Origin of the sequence: Pseudacidovorax intermedius (assembly GCF_001476815.1) — a bacterium.
Taxonomy (GTDB): Bacteria; Pseudomonadota; Gammaproteobacteria; order Burkholderiales; family Burkholderiaceae_C; genus Xenophilus; species Xenophilus intermedius_A.
Genome location: NZ_LDSL01000112.1, coordinates 13054 through 29566, shown reverse-complemented (window position 1 = coordinate 29566; position 16513 = coordinate 13054). Strand labels below are relative to the sequence as shown.

16 protein-coding genes and 1 pseudogene are annotated in these 16513 nt (G+C 70.6%); 10 read left to right on the top strand and 7 right to left on the bottom strand.

Annotated features, from left to right (window positions below; all coding sequences use genetic code 11):
* A pseudogene (gene gltD, locus NS331_RS25665) lies at positions 1-242 on the top strand (glutamate synthase); the annotation flags it as partial.
* 93 nt (positions 243-335) lie between these two features.
* On the opposite strand, the gene NS331_RS17215 reads toward gltD, so the two are convergent.
* Both NS331_RS17215 and NS331_RS17210 read right to left on the bottom strand, forming a co-directional pair.
* Positions 336-1556 (bottom strand): MFS transporter, encoded by a 1221-nt coding sequence (locus tag NS331_RS17215; RefSeq protein ID WP_242873801.1) that lies wholly within the window; start codon positions 1554-1556, stop codon positions 336-338.
* Positions 1557-1635: 79 nt separating this feature from the next.
* Positions 1636-3687 (bottom strand): acetoacetate--CoA ligase, encoded by a 2052-nt coding sequence (locus tag NS331_RS17210; protein WP_058643188.1) that lies wholly within the window; start codon positions 3685-3687, stop codon positions 1636-1638.
* A 184-nt stretch (positions 3688-3871) separates the two neighbouring features.
* Here NS331_RS17210 and NS331_RS17205 point away from each other — a divergent pair, with 184 nt between their 5' ends.
* Genes NS331_RS17205 through fahA form a run of 7 tightly spaced genes read left to right on the top strand, consistent with a single transcriptional unit; the run spans position 3872 to position 10149 of the window.
* Complete coding sequence (locus NS331_RS17205; RefSeq protein WP_242873800.1) at positions 3872-4606, top strand: TetR/AcrR family transcriptional regulator; 735 nt, start codon at positions 3872-3874, stop codon at positions 4604-4606.
* Positions 4603-5547 carry an ABC transporter substrate-binding protein gene (locus NS331_RS17200; protein WP_058643187.1) on the top strand — a complete coding sequence of 315 codons (945 nt, stop codon included), beginning with the start codon at positions 4603-4605 and terminating at the stop codon, positions 5545-5547. The genes NS331_RS17205 and NS331_RS17200 overlap by 4 nt, the downstream gene beginning before the upstream one ends.
* A 34-nt stretch (positions 5548-5581) precedes the next feature.
* Positions 5582-6427, top strand: a complete 846-nt coding sequence (locus NS331_RS17195) for an ABC transporter ATP-binding protein (RefSeq protein WP_058643194.1) — start codon at positions 5582-5584, stop codon at positions 6425-6427.
* A complete protein-coding gene (locus tag NS331_RS17190) occupies positions 6420-7193 on the top strand; it encodes an ABC transporter permease (RefSeq protein ID WP_058643186.1) in 774 nt (257 codons plus the stop codon). The genes NS331_RS17195 and NS331_RS17190 overlap by 8 nt, the downstream gene beginning before the upstream one ends.
* Positions 7190-7969: an ABC transporter permease gene (locus NS331_RS17185; RefSeq protein WP_058643185.1), complete on the top strand. Its 780-nt coding sequence runs from the start codon at positions 7190-7192 to the stop codon at positions 7967-7969. The genes NS331_RS17190 and NS331_RS17185 overlap by 4 nt, the downstream gene beginning before the upstream one ends.
* A gap of 38 nt (positions 7970-8007) precedes the next feature.
* Complete coding sequence (locus NS331_RS17180) at positions 8008-8814, top strand: cyclase family protein (RefSeq protein ID WP_058643184.1); 807 nt, start codon at positions 8008-8010, stop codon at positions 8812-8814.
* A 12-nt stretch (positions 8815-8826) separates the two neighbouring features.
* Positions 8827-10149, top strand: coding sequence for a fumarylacetoacetase (gene fahA / locus NS331_RS17175; RefSeq protein ID WP_058643183.1), 1323 nt, complete (start codon positions 8827-8829; stop codon positions 10147-10149).
* 54 nt (positions 10150-10203) lie between these two features.
* Here fahA and NS331_RS17170 read toward each other — a convergent pair whose 3' ends face one another.
* The 5 genes from NS331_RS17170 to boxC form a co-directional block, all read right to left on the bottom strand.
* Entirely contained in the window at positions 10204-10638 is a 435-nt protein-coding gene (locus NS331_RS17170; protein ID WP_058643182.1) for a MaoC family dehydratase, read from the bottom strand.
* 78 nt (positions 10639-10716) lie between these two features.
* Positions 10717-11049 carry a cupin domain-containing protein gene (locus NS331_RS17165; protein WP_242873799.1) on the bottom strand — a complete coding sequence of 111 codons (333 nt, stop codon included), beginning with the start codon at positions 11047-11049 and terminating at the stop codon, positions 10717-10719.
* A gap of 137 nt (positions 11050-11186) precedes the next feature.
* A complete protein-coding gene (gene boxA, locus NS331_RS17160) occupies positions 11187-12467 on the bottom strand; it encodes a benzoyl-CoA 2,3-epoxidase subunit BoxA (protein ID WP_058643181.1) in 1281 nt (426 codons plus the stop codon).
* 104 nt (positions 12468-12571) lie between these two features.
* Positions 12572-13999: a benzoyl-CoA 2,3-epoxidase subunit BoxB gene (gene boxB, locus NS331_RS17155; RefSeq protein WP_058643180.1), complete on the bottom strand. Its 1428-nt coding sequence runs from the start codon at positions 13997-13999 to the stop codon at positions 12572-12574.
* Between the two features lie 40 nt (positions 14000-14039).
* Positions 14040-15734 (bottom strand): 2,3-epoxybenzoyl-CoA dihydrolase, encoded by a 1695-nt coding sequence (gene boxC / locus NS331_RS17150; protein ID WP_058643179.1) that lies wholly within the window; start codon positions 15732-15734, stop codon positions 14040-14042.
* A 165-nt stretch (positions 15735-15899) separates the two neighbouring features.
* On the opposite strand from boxC, the gene NS331_RS17145 reads away from it, so the two are divergent.
* Positions 15900-16163 (top strand): AbrB/MazE/SpoVT family DNA-binding domain-containing protein, encoded by a 264-nt coding sequence (locus tag NS331_RS17145; RefSeq protein ID WP_058643178.1) that lies wholly within the window; start codon positions 15900-15902, stop codon positions 16161-16163.
* Positions 16157-16477 carry a type II toxin-antitoxin system PemK/MazF family toxin gene (locus tag NS331_RS17140; RefSeq protein ID WP_058643177.1) on the top strand — a complete coding sequence of 107 codons (321 nt, stop codon included), beginning with the start codon at positions 16157-16159 and terminating at the stop codon, positions 16475-16477. Before NS331_RS17145 ends, NS331_RS17140 begins: the two co-directional genes overlap by 7 nt.
* Positions 16478-16513 lie beyond the last annotated feature (36 nt).

The following is a 16513-nucleotide window of genomic DNA, read 5'->3' as shown; positions in this document are numbered from 1 at the left end:
TGGGTTTCTTGGGCCCGTCTTGTCCGCGGCAGTGGGCTTTCGCCGTCAGGACGGACCCACGCGGCAAGGCAAAGGCAACGGTCGACTTCAACGGCGGCTACGCCACCAACGTGCCCAGGGTGTTCGCCGCCGGCGACATGCGCCGCGGCCAGTCGCTGGTGGTGTGGGCCATCCGCGAGGGCCGGCAGGCCGCGCGGGCGGTGGACGAGTTCCTGATGGGCTTCAGCGACCTGCCGCGATGAGATGAAACCGCCTCGTCTGGAGGTCCTCACTGCGTGTGGAAGTCCAATCCCCCTCGAGGGGCGCACCCGGCGGCTGGGTGCCGCCTGCGCACTTCAGCGCGGTGCTTGCGAAAGCGGCAGGCGTGGGCTGAACAGGTAGGGCAGGAGGCCGCCCAGCAGCAGGGCCGCGGCGCAGCCGAAGATGGCGGCGAAGGTGGCATCCACCGGCCAGCCGCGGCGCAGGCCCGCCTCGGCGATCAGGCCGAAGGCCCACGAGGCGGCGGCCGAGCCCAGGAACACCCAGGTGTTCAGCACGCCCAGGCCGCGCCCGCGCAGCGCGGCAGGCACCAGTTCGCGGCCGTGGCTCATCACCAGCGGATGCAGCATGCCGGCAGTGACCACGCCGGTCAGCAGCGCCAGGTCCATCCCCAGGCCCGCCGCCGGCCAGGCCGTGAGCGCCAGCGCCGCCAGAAACGAGAAGGCCGTCCAGCCGGCCACCGTGGCACGCAGCGAGCTGCGGCGCACCACGAGCGGGATGGTCAGCGCGCCCAGGATGCCGCCCGCACTCACGACCATCAGCGCCAGGCCGCGCGCATCGGCATCGAGCCCGAAGACCTGCGCGAAGTAGGGTCCGCCCCAGGCGTTGCGGAAACTGGTGCCGGCTGCCATGGCGATGCACATGGGAATGAGCGTCCACAGCGCCAGCCGCCGCAGCAGCCCGGCACTGGCCAGCACCATGGCGGCCGGGCTTTCCTGCCGGGCCTGGGCATGGCCCTGGTCGCGCACGTGGCGCCACACGCCGATGCAGGCCAGCAGCATCGCGACACCGGCCAGCGCGATGGCCGGCCGCCAGCCGATGCGGTGCGCTGCCCAGCCCAGCGGCGCGGTGGCCACCAGGGAGCCGACCATGCCCACCGCGTTGGCGCGGCTGATGAAGGCGGCGAAGCGGGCCGGCGGCAGCTGCTCGGCCGCGTAATGCATCAGGCCCATGAAGACCGGCGCGCAGGCCAGGCCCAGGCCGGCCTGCGCGACCATCGCGACGGCACCGTTGGGCGCCGCGACCAGCAGGCCCGCCGACACCACGCCGACCGCCAGCAGCCAGCGGCTGGGCCGCCCCACGCCCCACCGGTCGAAGGCCACGCCCACCGGGATCTGCGCGACGGCGAAGGCCAGGAAGAAGCTGGAGGACAGCGCGCCGAAGCCGGCGGGCGACAGGGCCAGGTCGTGCTGCAGCTCGGGCGCGATGACGGCGAGGCAGCTGCGGAAGAACTGGCTGAGGGAGAAGGCGAAGGTCAGCGCGACGAGGCCGCGCGAGGTGGCTGACGGAGAGGACATGTGCGCGGGCATTGTCCCGTGCCCGCCGCCGCGTCATCGACCACCGGCGCGACAGCCGGGGCGTCGGGGTAGCGCCGCATCAGACCACCGTCTCGGCCCGCCGCTCGGCCAGTGTCACGTACCAGGCCAGGCAGCCCGGATTGGCCATGGCCTCCTTGTTGACCACCTTGTCGAGCGGCTGGCCCAGCAGCAGCTTCTTGATCGGCAGTTCCTGCTTCTTGCCGGAGAGGGTGCGCGGGATCTCGGCCACCTGGAAGATGTCGTCGGGCAGGAAGCGCGGCGACAGGCTGGCACGGATGGCGTCGTTCAGCTTGCGGCGCATGGCCTCGTCCAGCGCCACGCCGGGTCGCAGCACCACGAAGAGCGGCATGTAGCTGTCGCGGCCCAGGTATTCCAGGTCGACCACCATCGAGTCGAGCACCTCGGGCAGCGACTCCACCGCGTTGTAGATCTCGCTGGTGCCCATGCGCAGGCCCTGGCGGTTGATGGTGGCGTCGCTGCGGCCGTAGATGACGCAGCCGCCGTCGGCGCCCACCTTCAGCCAGTCGCCGTGGCGCCACACGCCGGGGTAGGTGTCGAAGTAGCTCGACAGATAGCGCGCATTGCCGGGGTCGTTCCAGAAATACAGCGGCATGGACGGGATGGGCTCGGTGCAGACCAGCTCGCCGACCTCGCCGGTGACGGCCTGGCCGTGCTCGTTCCAGGCATGGACGGCGGCGCCCATGAAGCGGCACTGCATCTGGCCGGGCACCTCGGGCAGCTCGCGGTTGCCACCCACGAAGGCGCCGCAGAAGTCGGTGCCGCCCGAGATGTTGTTCCACCAGACTTCACCGTCGGTGCCGCCCCTGAGCGCATCGGCCTTCGGCACGAGGCCGGCGGCGCGCCTGGCCTCGTGCATCTGCGCACTGCCCCAGCGCTGCACCTCCTCCGCCAGCGGCGAGCCGGTGCTGCCGAGGATGCGCACGCGCGACAGGTCGCCGCAGTCGACGGCGCGCACGCCGGCCTTCATGCAGTTGGTGAAGTAGGCCGCGCCCGCGCCGAAGAAGGTCACGCCGTGGCGCGCCACGAAGCGCCACAGCACCGACCAGTCGGGCTGCTCCTTGCTGTGCGCCGGATGGCCGTCGTAGATGACGCAGGTGGTGCCCGACACCAGGCCCGACAGCTGCGCGTTCCACATCACCCAGCCGGTGGAGCTGAACCAGTGGAAGCGCTCGCCGAGGCTGTTGGCCGCATAGCTGCTCCCCAGGTCGTAATGGATCTGCGACAGCGCCATCGACAGGAGGATGCCGCCCTGCCCATGCACGATGGGCTTGGGCAGGCCGGTGGTGCCGCTGGAATAGACGATCCACACCGGATGATCGAAGGGCAGCCATTCGGGCTCGAAGGCCGCCACCTCGGCATCGTCGCGGCCGCTGGCGGTGGCCCAGTCGACGTCGTGCGGCAGCGCCTCGGCCGCATGCGGCGTGCGCAGCAGCAGCAGGTGCTCGGCCGTGGGCAGCTGGGCGCGCAGCTCGCGCACCACCGCGCTGCGGTCCAGCGCCTTCTGCCCGTAGTGCACGCCGTCCACCGCGATCAGCACCTTGGGTTCGATCTGGCGAAAGCGGTCGGCCACGGCGGCGGTGCCCATGTCGGGCGCGCACACGCTCCACACCGCGCCCAGGCTGGAACAGGCCAGGAAGGCCACCATGGTCTCGGGAATGTTGGGCAGGTAGGCCGCGACGCGGTCGCCGCGCTGCACGCCCAGGGCCTTGAGCGACAGGGCCACCGAGGCGATCTGGCGCTTGAGTTCCGGCCAGGACATCTCGCGCACCTCGCCGGCCTCGTTCTCGCTCACGATGGCGGGCATGCCGGCCGCATGCGCGGGCGCGACGTGCCGCAGCACCTCGCGGGCGTAGTTGACCTGCGCGCCCGGAAACCACACGGCCCCCGGCATGCGCCGGTCGGCCAGCACCGCGCGGTGCGGCGTGGGCGACTGGATGCCGGCATAGTCCCAGATGGCCTGCCAGAAGCCGTGCAGGTCGGTCACCGACCATTGCCACAGCGCGTCGTAGCGGTCGAACACCAGGCCGCGCGTGTCGCGCAGCCAGTCCTGGAAGAGGCGGATCTGGGGAACGTAGGCGGGAGCGGTCATCCGGCCAGCGTAGTGCGCCGGCGCGGCCGGCTCAATGCGGATTGGCCCCAGCGGCGTCGTCTGTGCGACTGCGGGCGGCGTGCCGGTCGGCCCGCGGCGGCTGCGGGTTTGCACGCGTGTACAACGCTTTTGTACGGGCGTTCAATCGGCCCCCATGAATGCGCGCCAGCCTCTTTCCAGTGCGGTGGGACGCGGTCCGGTGGCCCGGCCCGAGGCACGGCCCGACCGGCGCCAGGCGATCCTGCTGGCGGCCGAGAAGCTGTTCGCGCAGCACGGCTACCACGCGGTGAGCATCCGCCAGATCGCCGACGAGGCCGGCGTGCCGCTGGCCCTGGTGGGCTACTACTTCGGCCCCAAGAACGCGCTGTTCGAGGCCATCTTCGAACACTGGAACCACAGCATCGAGGCCCGGCTGGCGGCGCTGGCGGCACTGCGCATCGACCCGGCCGACGCCCGCACGCTGCCGCGCATCATCCAGGCCTTCACCGCCCCGGTGCTGGCCCTGCGCGCCAGCAGCGAGGGCGAGTACTACGCCCTGCTGGTGGCACGCGAGCTGTCGCACGCCACCGAAGAGGCCGACCGCGTGCTGCGCCGCTACTTCGACCCGCTGGCCACGGCCTTCATCGACGCGCTGCAGCAGGCCCTGCCCCATGCCTCGCGCGGGCAGGTGGCCTGGGGCTACCAGTTCGCGCTGGGCGCGCTGCTGCACCACCTGGTGGACCAGCGGGTGGCCCGCCTGTCCGGCGGCGACAACCGGCCGGCCGAGCCCGCAGGCGGCGCGCTGCTGGTGAACTTCATCGTGGGTGGCCTGCGCGCCGCCCTGCCCCGCCCGCGCGCGGCCCGCGCCGCGACGGCCGGCGGCACGCCCGCATCCGCATCGACGACCCGAAGAAACAACGCACGGAGACAAGCCCCATGAAACGACGCACCGCACTTTCGGCGCTCGGCGCCGCCACCCTGGCCGCGGCCACGCTGCCGGCCCGCGCCCAGGCCACCACGAAGATCACCTTCGGCTTCACCGCCGTGACCGACTTCGCCTCGGTCTTCGTGGCCAAGGAAGAAGGCTACTTCGGCAAGCGCGGGCTGGACGTGGAGCCCAAGTTCATCCCGCTCAACTCCACGATTCCTGCGGCGCTGCAGTCCGACTCGCTCACCATCGGCGGGCCCACGCCCTCGGTCTTCCTGCAGGCGGTGGACGGCGGCCTCGACCTGGTGCTGGTGGCCGGCGGCGGCCTCACCGCCAAGAACATCACTGGCTTCGGCCTGGTGGCGCGGGCCGGCTCGGGCATCAAGACCGCGCAGGACTGCGTGGGCAAGAAGATCGGCGTGCCGGGCCTGGGCGCCTTTCTGCACGTGACCTTTCGCGCCTGGCTCAAGGACCAGGGCGTGGACTACCGCAAGGTCAACTTCGTCGAGGCCGCGTTTCCGCAGCATGCCGACCTGCTGCGCGGCGGCTCGGTGGATGCGGTGGTGTCGGCCGACCCCTTCATGAGCCGCATCACCGAGTCGGGCGCAGGGTACGTGGCCAGCTACTACTCCACCTTCCTGCCCGAGGGCAACCAGACCATCGTGCATGCCGCGCGCCGCGACTGGGCCGAGAAGAATCCGCAGGCCGTGCGCGCCTTCCGCGAGTCGCTGGTGGAGGCCGCCGCCTTCATGGTCCAGCCCAAGAACGATGCGCGCGTGCGCGCGGCCATCGGCAAGTACATCAAGCTGCCGCCGGACGTGCTGGCCAAGGTGCAGATCTCGCCGCCCGGCCCGGTGGTCACCGACAGGCAGCTGGCCTACTGGGTCGGGCTGATGAAGGACCAGGACATGCTCAAGGGCTCGCCCGACGTGGCGCGGCTGATCGCCCGCTGAGGGCAGGAGACACGCCATGGGCGCTCCCGACTTCATGGTCGCCGCGGGCCGCGCGGTGGTCGATCCGGCCGCCGCCGCGCGCGCAGCCGGGCCCACCGCAGCCGGCGCCGCACCGCTGCTGCGCTTCGACGCGGTCAGCATCCGCCTGGGCGGGCGCGAGATCCTCTCGCCCACCAGCTTCGAGGTGCGGCGCGGCGAGTTCGTCTGCATCGTCGGCGCCAGCGGCTGCGGCAAGACGACGCTGCTGCGCACCGCCAGCGCGCTGGTCGCGCCCACGGCGGGCCGCGTGCTGCGCCACGGCGTGCCCATCACGCAGCCGGCGCGCGAGATCGCCTTCGTGTTCCAGGACTACGGCCGCGCCCTGCTGCCCTGGCGCACCGTGGAGGGCAACGTGCGCTTGGCGCTGGAGGCCGCGCACGTGCCCGCGGCCGAGCATGCCGCGCGCGCAGCCGAAGTGCTGGCCAAGGTCGGCCTGGCGGCGCATGCGCAGAAGTTTCCGCTGCAGCTGTCGGGCGGCATGCAGCAGCGCGTGCAGATCGCCCGCTGCCTGGCCCAGCAGCCCGAGCTGATGCTGATGGACGAGCCCTTCGGCGCACTGGACGCCATGACGCGTCAGGGCCTGCAGGACGAGCTGGCGCGCCTGGTGCGCGACGATGGCCTGACGGTGATCTTCGTCACCCACGACCTGGAAGAGGCCATCTACCTGGGTGACCGCGTGGTGGCGCTGCAGGCCAACCCGGGCCCTGGTCGGCCCAGCCTGGCGCGCATGATCGACGTGCCCATTCCCCGGCCGCGCGACCAGCTGACGACGCGCGAGCATCCCGAGTTCGTGCGCCTGCGCCGCGAGCTCTTCACCTTCATCGAGGAAGGCCATGGCTGAGCGGGCTGCGCGCGCCCTGGCCCGCCTGCGCCCCTGGGCCATCCCCACGCTTCTGCTGCTCGCCTTCGAGCTCTACGCCCGGCGCGCATCGGCCCTGGGCAGCGACTCGCTGGCGCCTGTCAGTGCGGCGGTGAAAGCCTGGTGGGGCGCGGCCCTGGACGGCTCGCTCTGGCAGGCCACCGCCTTCACCCTCGGTACCGCCGCCCTCGGCCTGGGCGTCGGCAGCCTGCTCGCCCTGGCCGGCGGCATTGCACTCGGCCTGTCGGCCCGCGCCGCGCGCATGGGCTTCATGACGACCGAGCTGCTGCGCACCGTGCCCTCGGTGGCGCTGATCCCGCTGGCCATGCTGATGTTCGGCTTCGGCGTGCGCATGGAGATGACGGTGGTCGCCTTCGCCACCTTCTGGCCGCTGATGCTGCTGGTGCAGGCCGCCGTGCGGCAGGTGGAGCCGCGGCTGCTGGAGGTGAGCCGGGTGCTGGGCCTGTCGGCGCGCGAGCGCGCCTTCAAGATCGTGCTGCCGGCCATCGCGCCGCGGCTGTTCGTCGCGCTGCGGCTGGGCGTGGCCGTGGCGCTGGTGGTGGCGGTGACGGTGGAGATCGCCGCCAATCCCAACGGCATGGGCTACGCCATGATGATCGCGCAGCAGAGCTTCGACCCCGCGTTGATGCTGGCCTGGCTGGGCTGGATCGGCGTGGTGGGCTATGCGGTCAATGCCGGCATGCTGCGGCTGCAGCAGCGCGTCGCCCGCCGGATGGGGGCCGCATGAACGATCGCCTGAAGTCGGGCAGCTGGCTGGGCTCGGCCCTGGTGCTCGCGGCGCTGATCGCGCTGTGGTGGGCGGCCAGCAACCTGGGCTGGGTCAGCCGCGTCTTCCTGCCCACGCCGCAGGCCACCTGGGACGCGCTGGCCGAGGGCTTCAACCTGCGCGGCAGCGGCAACGGCGAGCTGGCGTCGTGGACCTTCGACACCGTCGGCCGCATGCTGCAGGGCTGGCTGCTGGCCTCGCTGGCGGGCGTGGCGCTGGGCGTGTTCATCGGCGCATCGGCCGCGGCCCGCGCCTGGCTGCAGCCGATGCTGGAATTCATCCGGCCGCTGCCGGCCTCGGCCGTGCTGCCGGTGGCCATCGCCATCTTCGGGCTGAGCCCGCGCATGGTGCTGGTGGTGGTGGCCTTCGGCGCCATGTGGCCGGTGCTGCTGGCCACGGTGCATGGCCTGGCCACCGTCGATGCGCGGCTGGCCGAGGTGACGCGTTGCCTGCAGCTGTCGCGCCCCGCCTTCATCCTCAAGATCGGCCTGCCGCATGCCATGCCCGACATCCTGGCCGGCATGCGGCTGGCCCTCACCGTCGCGCTGATCGTGGCCGTGGTGGGCGAGATGATCGCCTCGCAGGGCGGGCTGGGCCAGGCCATCCTGCTGGCGGCACGCGCCTTCCGGGCCAGCGAGCTGTTCGCCGGCATCGTGCTGCTGGGGCTGATCGGCTTCGTCAGCAATGGCTTGCTGGCCTTCGCGGAGCATCGTCTTCTCCGCTGGCAGCGCCCCTGAACCTCACACCCCACGGCCCCACACCAAGGAAACCCGCCATGCCCCGCCAATTCGTCGACCTGTCCATCTACCTCGAGAACGACGTGGTGAGCGACCCGCCGCCCTTCGCGCCCAAGATCCAGTACTTCACCCACGAGAACACGGTCGAACAGATCGTGCCCTTCTTCCCCGGCCTGCAGAAGGCCGACCTGCCCGACGGCGAGGGCTGGGCGGTGGAGCAGGTGCAGCTGTCCACCCACAACGGCACGCACCTGGATGCGCCCTACCACTTCCACTCGACCATGGACAAGGCGCTGGGCGAGAAGAAGCCCGCCATCACCATCGACGCCGTGCCGCTGGAATGGTGCTTCCAGCCCGGCGTGAAGCTGGACTTCCGCCACTTCGCCGACGGCTACGTGGTCACGGCCGCCGACGTGGAGGCCGAGCTGGCCCGCATCGGCCACGTGCTCAAGCCGCTGGAGATCGTGGTGGTCAACACCCGCGCGGGCGAGCGCTACGGCCAGAACGACTATGTCTCCAGCGGCTGCGGCATGGGCTACGAGGCCACCATGTACCTGCTGGAGCGCGGCGTACGCCTCACCGGCACCGACGGCTGGAGCTGGGACGCGCCCTTCGTCCACACCGCGCAGAAGTACGGCGAGACCAAGGACGCCGGCCTGATCTGGGAAGGCCACAAGGCCGGCCGCGACATCGGCTACTGCCACATCGAGAAGCTGCACAACCTGGAGGCGCTGCCGCCCGATGGCTTCTTCATCAGCTGCTTCCCGCACAAGATCCGCGGGGCGTCCGCCGGCTGGACCCGCGCCGTCGCCATCTTCGACGACGCCCTGATGGCCTCGGCCTGAGAGGCGGTGGCGATGACGCTCGACCGCACCCACGACGTTCACACGCGCAGCTGGCTCGCCAGCGCCAACGCATCGGACGGCGACTTCCCGATCCAGAACCTGCCCTTCGGCGTGTTCCGCCGTGCGGGCAGCCAGGAGGCCTTTCGCGGCGGCGTGGCCATCGGCGACCAGGTGATCGACCTGCAGGCTGCCGCGGGCAGCGGCGCCTTCACGGGCCTGGCGGGCCAGGCCTTGCAGGCCGCATCCCACTCCGCGCTGAATGCGCTGATGGCGATGGGCCCCGAGGCCTGGCATGCCCTGCGGCTGGCGCTCTTCGATGCCCTGGCCGACGGCGCGACCGGCCCTGCGGCCGACGCGCTGCGTGGCGCATTGGTGCCGCAGGCGCAGGCCGAAATGGGCCTGCCCAGCCGCATCGGCGACTACACCGACTTCTACACCTCGGTGCACCATGCGCTGAACGTGGGCCGCGTGCTCAAGCCCGACGATCCGCTCACGCCCAACTTCCGCTGGCTGCCCATCGCCTACCACGGCCGCGCCTCCAGCGTGGTGCCCAGCGGCACCGCCTTCCACCGTCCCATGGGCCAGGCCATGGGGCCCGGTGCCGCCGCACCGCAGTACGGCCCCTGCCGCCGGCTGGACTACGAGCTGGAGATGGGCTTCTACGTGGGCCCGGGCAATGCCCAGGGCCGGCCCATCGCCATCGGCGAGGCCGAGTCGCACATCTTCGGCATGTGCCTGCTCAACGACTGGTCGGCGCGCGACCACCAGTTCTGGGAGATGGCGCCTCTGGGCCCCTTCCTCGGCAAGAACTTCTGCACCAGCGTCTCGCCCTGGGTCGTGACGATGGCGGCGCTGGCACCCTACCGCGTGCCCTTCACCCGCCCGGCCGACGAGCCGCAGTCGCTGGCCTACCTGGACAGCGCGGCCAACCGCGAGGCCGGCGGCGTGGACGTGCAGCTGGAAGTGCGCCTGCAGAGCCCGCGCCACCGCGCCGCCGGCCATGCCGGCGACCGGCTCTCGGCCACGAGCTTCCGCCACCAGTACTGGACGCTGGCGCAGATGGTGGCCCAGCACACGGTGGGCGGCTGCAACCTGCAGCCCGGCGACCTGCTGGGCACCGGCACCATTTCCGGTCCCACGCCGGGCGAGGCCGGCGCCATCGTCGAACTGTCCCGGGGCGGCACCCAGACCGTCGACCTGCCGGCCACCGGCGAGACACGGACCTTCCTGGAAGACGGCGACACGGTGATCCTGCGCGGCTGGTGCGCGCGCGACGGCCGGGCACGCATCGGCTTCGGCGAATGCCGGGGCGAGGTGCTGCCGGCGGTGGGGTAGCGCGGCCGTCGTCGCAGCGCGCGTGCCGCGCGCCCCTGGCCCGAGGCCCGCCCCTCAGGGCAGCCGGAACAGGCTCGTCACCATCGCATCCAGCACCTGCGCCTGATGCTGGTTGAACAGCTGCCAGCGCCAGCGCAGGATGCCCAGGTGGGCCTTGGAGTCGGAGCGGCGCACCTCGACCACCTCGGCCCGCAGGCGCAGCTGGTCGCCGGGACGCACCGGCTGCGACCAGCGGATGTGGTCGATGCCGGGCGAGGCGAAGGATTCGGAGTCGTGCAGCGCGGCCTGCACCACCAGCCGCATGGCGATGGCGCAGGTGTGCCAGCCGCTGGCGATCAGGCCGCCGAACACGCCCTGGGCCGCGGCCTCGGGGTCGGCATGGAACCACTGCGGGTCCCACTGGCGGGCGAAGGCCAGGACCTCCGCTTCGATCACCGCATGCGGGCCGGCCTCGATGACCTGGCCGGTATGGAAGTCGGCAAACTTCATCGCCGGGTCCTTTCGCTCATCGCCCGGCTGCCGGTGTCCGACGGCGCGGCAGGGCAGACGGCACCGGGGCGCAGGCCCTCAATCCGCCGCATGCCGACGTGCGACCCAGTAGGTGGCGCCTTCGGTGCCGTACTGCTCCTCGTGCGGCTGGTCGTGCGTGAGCGTGAACCGGTCGCCGCGGCGCAGCACGCGCGTCTCGCCGTCGATGGTGAGCCTGAGTTCGCCCTGCACCATCAGCGCCTCCACGGCGAAAGGATGGCCGTGGGTACTGACGTGGGTGCCGGGCTGCCAGACCCGCTCCATCACCTCATCGAAGCCGCGGCCCTGGGCGTCGGCCTCGTAGTCGGCGAAGCTGGGCATGGCCTCGGGGGCGATGGGCGCGGGAAAGGCGGCAGTGGGCGTGACGGTCATCGTAGGGTCTCCGTTCGGGGCGCAATGGGCGCGAGTGTCGCGCGCCGTGCAGCGCTCGCCCAGTTCGGTCTGCCTATGCCCACCATAGGCAGAGGCCCGCCGATCGCTGCACCTGCCAGACGCCGACGGCCTCCGCCTCAGTACGTCTCCAGGTGCAGACGCCCTTCCTGCTTGAGCCGCGCGGCGATCTGCTCCCAATCCAAGCCCGCGTCGGTGGCCACGTCACGCAGGGCCAGCACCACGCCTTCTTCCATGCTCTTGAGGCCGCAGACGTAGAAATGGGCGGCCTCGTCGCGCAGCAGCAGCGCCAGGTCGGCGGCGCGGTCGCGCATCAGGTCCTGCACGTACTTCTTCGGCTTGCCGGGCGTGCGGGAGAAGGCCAGGTTGATGTCGATGAAGTCCTTGGGCAGGCTGGTCAGCGGGCCGAAGTACGGCAGTTCCTGCTGGGTGCGTGCGCCGAAGAAGAGCATCAGCTTGCCGCCCTCGAACTTCCCCGTCCTGCGCAGCCGCCGGCGCCATTCGGTCATGGCCCGCATCGGTGCGCTGCCGGTGCCGGTGCAGATCATGACGATGTGCGACTTCGGGTGGTTCGGCATCAGGAAGCTGCTGCCGAAGGGGCCGACCACCTGCACGGTGTCGCCCACCTGGAGGTCGCACAGGTAGTTGGAGCAGAGGCCGCGCACGGCCTGGCCCTGGTGGTCCTGCGTGACGCGCTTCACCGTGAGCGACAGGTTGTTGTAGCCCGGCCGCTCGCCGTTGCGGGCGCTGGCCACCGAATACTGGCGCGGCTGGTGCGCGCGGCCCAGTGCGTCGGTGCCCGGCGGCACGATGCCGATGGACTGGCCTTCCAGCACCGGGAAGGGCATGGCGCCGAAGTCCAGCACGATGTGGTGCGTCTCGCTGTCGAAGCCGGCTTCGGTGCAGTTGAAGTTGCCCGTCACGGTGGCGGTGATGGGGCTCTTGGGCGCATGCAGGTTGGTGTACGGATGCGCGGCCGACCAGGGCGGGCGGGTGGCGCCGTAGCTGGCCGAGTGGAAGGGTGCGGCGCCCGGCTCGGCCACCGCTTCCGCGGCAGCCGGTGCCGCCACGGGTGCGGCTTCGGCCGCATCGGCAGGCACGCCCTCGGCCGCCAGCTGCTCGGGCGTGAGCTCCGCGGGCAGCTCGTCCCACAGCAGCTGCTCCTCGATCGGATAGGCCTTGGCGGCCGGCACCGTGCGCCAGTTGTCGATGGAGCCCGTCGGGCACGGCGAGATGCAGGCCATGCAGCCGTTGCACACGTCGGCCTTGACCACGTAATTGCGGTCGTCGTGCGTGATTGCACCGATCGGGCAGGTGGCCTCGCAGGTGTTGCAGCGGATGCAGATCTCGGGGTCGATCAGGTGCTGCTTGATCACGGCCACGTCCACAGCCATGTCCATCGTGTGTCTCCTTGCCGGCCTTGGCAGCCGATGTGGGGTTGCCCGGCAATCCGGGCCCCGGCCTCGGCCGTCCCTCATCAGGACGGCCTCAGCGCATTGTGGGTTCAGGCGAAGCGGACGTACTCGAAATCCACGGGCTGGCGGTTGATGCCCATGACCGGCGGTGCGATCCAGTTGGCGAACTTGCCGGGCTCGACCACGCGGCCCATCAGCGAGGCCACGAAGGCGCGGTCCTCGTCGGTGGGCAGCCAGTCCTTCTTCTTCGCGTCCCATTCGGATTCGCTCACCACGCGGCCGTCCGGCGACATGCGGATGCCGGCCAGCGCCCCGATGGCGCGGTTGAAGGCCTTGTGCGGCACGGTGAGCCGGAAGGGGATGCCCGCCTTCTCGATCACCTTGTTCCAGCGGCCGACGCCGGCCACCGAGTCCTTGATGAAGTCGTCGCGCAGCACCTCGTTGAGGGCGTTGAGCATCGGCACTTCCTTCTCGAGCAACTGGCCGTCCTTGACCTCCAGCACCTTGTAGGTCTGGTTCTTGAGGACGTGGTCGTCGGTGCGCTTGCCTTCTTCGTAGCGGCCCTTGAGGCCCGAGCTGTAGAAGGTGGCGGCGTTGCTGGACTGGTCGGCGCCGAACAGGTCGATGGTCACCGAGTAGTGGAAGTTCAGGTAGCGCTGGATGGTCTCCAGGTCGATGGCGCCGGCTTCGCGCACCTTCTTCGGGTCGTCGGTCTTGAGTTCGTTCATCACCTGGCAGGTGCGCTGGATGACGCGGCTGACGCCCGACTCGCCCACGAACATGTGGTGAGCCTCTTCGGTCAGCATGAACTTGGTGGTGCGCGCCAGCGGATCGAAGGCGGACTCGGCCAGGGCCGACAGCTGGAACTTGCCGTCGCGGTCGGTGAAGTAGGTGAACATGAAGAAGCTCAGCCAGTCCGGCGTCTTCTCGTTGAACGCACCCAGGATGCGGGGGTTGTTCTCGTCGCCGCTCTGGCGCTCCAGCAGCGCCTCGGCCTCTTCGCGGCCGTCGCGGCCGAAATGCTTGTGCAGCAGGTAGACCATGGCCCACAGGTGGCGGCCTTCTTCCACGTTGATCTGGAAGAGGTTGCGCAGGTCATACATCGACGGCGCCGTCAGGCCCAGGTGGCGCTGCTGCTCGACCGAGGCGGGCTCGGTGTCGCCCTGCGTGACGATGATGCGGCGCAGGTTGGCGCGGTGCTCGCCGGGCACGTCCTGCCAAGCCTTCTCGCCCATGTGGTCGCCGAAGTGGATCTTGCGCTCGGCATCGCCCGGGTTCAGGAAGATGCCCCAGCGGTAGTCGCGCATCTTCACGTGACCGAACTGGGCCCAGCCCTGCGGGTCGACGCTCACGGCCGTGCGCAGGTAGACGTCGTAGTTGGTCGAGCCCTCGGGGCCGACGTCGTCCCACCAGTTGATGAAGTTGGGCTGCCAGCCTTCGAGCGCGCGCTGCAGCGTGCGGTCCTCGGCCAGGTTGACGTTGTTGGGGATCTTCTCGCTGTAGTTGATGCTGCTCATGTCTCGACCTCGTTGGAGAAATGGATGGAAGAGCCTGGGGTTAGACCCGCTTCATGTCGAAGCCGGCTTTTTGGCCGGTGCCGTAGACCTTCAGGGCACCCGCCTCGCCGACGGCGTTGGGGCGCTGGAAGATCCAGTTCTGCCAGGCCGACAGCCGCCCGAAGATGCGCGTCAGCATGTTCTCCTGGCTGGCGAAGCGCAGGTTGGCTTCCAGGCCGGTCAGGGCGTCGGGCGACATGGCGGCGCGCTCTTCCAGCGCGATGCGCAGTTCGTCCTCCCAGTCGATGTCGTCGGGCGCGGCGGTGACCAGGCCCAGCGTCATCGCCTCGTCGGCATCGATGGGTCGGCCGGCGGCGCTGCGGGCGGCCTCCATCGGGCCGGCCTCTTCGTAGAAGCGGCGCTGCAGGCGGCTCTGGCCGTTGACCAGCGGCAGCAGGCCGAAGTTGAGTTCGTCCAGCACCAGCTTCGGTGCCTTCTCGGGCGCATCGGGCAAGGCCAGCATGTAGCTGCGGTCGGCAGCGAAGGCCAGCTCGGCGAACAGGCCGGCGAAGCAGGAGCCCTCGTCCACCACGGCGAACAGCGTGCGCGAGGAGACGTCCAGCCGCGCGAAGGTGCGGCGCAGCGCGCCCAGCGTCTCGCGGGCCAGCCAGTGGTCCTGGTGCGCCATCAGCTGGCGGTCGGCGGCCAGCACGGCCTCGGCGTCGCCGCGGGTCTTGAGCAGCCAGGTGCCGATCTCGGGCTCGTTGGTGCGCAGGTGGAGGATGGCGTCGTCCAGCTCGCGGGCCAGGGCCAGGGGCCACCAGGCGGCGCCTGCGGCCTCGATGGCGGCGATGTCGGCCGGCAGCGCGGACTGCGGCGCCTTGAGCGTGAGCGTGGCGGTGCGCCGGGCGCGGTCCACCGACACCTCGACCTGCGAATAGCGCACGCTGTCCGCGGCCTCTTCGCGCTCCAGGCGCGGCAGCGCGATGCCGCGGGCGCCGGCAGGACGGCTGCTGCCTTCGGTCAGCTTCATCGCGCGTTCCTGCACGGCGGCGCCGAACTGCGCGGGCTTGGCCACGGCATCGACCAGGCGCCATTCGACAGCACGCTGGCCGCGCACGCCTTCGACGCTGGTGCAGAAGATGTCGGCGAGGTCGTGGCGCACATGACGCTTGTCGGTCACGCGGGTGAGGCCACCGGTGCCGGGCAGCACGCCCAGCAGCGGCACCTCGGGCAGGCTGACGGCGGAGGAGCGGTCGTCCACCAGCATGATCTCGTCGCAGGCCAGGGCCAGTTCGTAGCCGCCGCCGGCGCAGGCGCCGTTGACGGCGGCCAGGAACTTGAGGCCGGAATGCTTGGACGAGTCCTCGATGCCGTTGCGCGTCTCGTTGGTGAACTTGCAGAAGTTCACCTTCCAGGCATGGCTGGAGAGGCCCAGCATGAAGATGTTGGCGCCCGAGCAGAAGATGCGGTCGCGGGCGCTGGTGACGATGACCGAGCGCACCTCGGGGTGCTCGAAACGGATGCGGTTGAGCGCGTCGTGCAGCTCGATGTCCACGCCCAGGTCGTAGCTGTTGAGCTTGAGCTTGTAGCCGGGGCGCAGGCCGCCGTCCTCGGCGATGTCCAGCACCAGCCGGGCGATGGCGCCGTCGGTGCTGAGCTTCCAGTGCTTGTACTGGCTGGGGTCGGTGCGGTAGTCGACGGGCGCCTGGGCCGCCGACGTGCTGCTTGCTGCTGCTACTGCGCTCTCGCTCATGGGGTGTCTCCTGGGTGGGTCAACCGGAAGCAATGTGCATGTTGCTTCATCGATGACATGCATCATCATGCATGTTGACGTGAACGTCAAGCGGGTCGTGTTGCGAACGTGGCTTTGACGAGCGGATGGACGCGCGCCACTTCGGGTAATAACATTGTTGCCACCATGCAAGCCATCCCCGTCACCATCCGCGCCATCGGCAACAGCAAAGGCATCGTGCTGCCCAAACCGGTACTCGTCCAGGCGGGCCTGGACGAATCGACCGAGGCCGAACTGCTGGTCGAGAACGGCGTCATCCTGCTGCGCCGCGTGACGCCGCCAGTCCGTGAGGGCTGGGCCCAGGCGGCGGCCCAGTTGGCGGCGCAAGGCGGTGACGCGCTGGTGATGGGCGAGTTCGGCAACGAGGCCGACGAGGACCTGGCGTGGTGAAGCGCGGGGAGATCTGGCTGGTCAACCTCGACCCCACGGTCGGCAGCGAGATCCAGAAGTCCAGACCCTGTGTGGTGGTCTCCCCGGCGGAACTGAACGACCACCTGCGCACCGTGATCGTGGCGCCGATGACGTCCAAGGGCTTCGCGGCGCCCTTCCGCATTCCCGTGACGCACGCGGCCACGGAGAGGTTGATCCTGCTGGACCAGCTGCGCACGGTGGACAAGGCGCGGCTGGCGAAGAAGCTTGGGGCCCTGGGCACGGCCACCCTGGCGCAGGTGCTGGGGACGCTGCAGGAAGTCTTCGCGCCCTGAGCAGGTGCGGCCGAGGCTGCCGCAGCGGCGGCCGCC